The organism is Psychrobacter faecalis, assembly GCF_016107575.1.
Lineage (GTDB): Bacteria > Pseudomonadota > Gammaproteobacteria > Pseudomonadales > Moraxellaceae > Psychrobacter > Psychrobacter faecalis.
This window is the reverse complement of the sequence record NZ_JABAST010000102.1, coordinates 1-374: the sequence shown is the minus strand read 5'-3', so window position 1 is coordinate 374 and position 374 is coordinate 1. Positions and strand designations below refer to the sequence as shown.

1 pseudogene is annotated in these 374 nt (G+C 42.5%); it reads left to right on the top strand.

Features of this window, described 5'->3' with window-relative positions:
- Positions 1-374 (top strand): annotated as a pseudogene (locus JFC07_RS13115) (RNA-guided endonuclease InsQ/TnpB family protein); the annotation flags it as partial.

Genomic DNA, 374 nt, shown 5'->3' with positions numbered 1-374 from the left:
AAGTACGTGATCTCGCCTCTGCTTGGTCACGATTTTTCGACCCTAAAGTTCATGCTAGGCTCAAAGAAAATAAAAAGAAGCTCCGAAAACCCAAGTTCTTTAAGCTAAGCGATGGCACAGAGATTCAACTACGACAACTGATGCCAAGATTTAAACGTAAATCCGATGGCTGCGACTCAATCAGGCTTGTTCAGTTTGATAAGTATTGCCGTATTGAAGGCAACCGCATCAAACTACCTAGCGGTATTGGCTTTGTGAAGTTTAGAAAATCGCAAGACATCATCGGCACCATTAAAAACATCACTATTAGCAAGAAATTAGGGCACTGGTACGTGTCTTTTGGGTGTGAGCGAGCACTGGATCAAAACCCAATT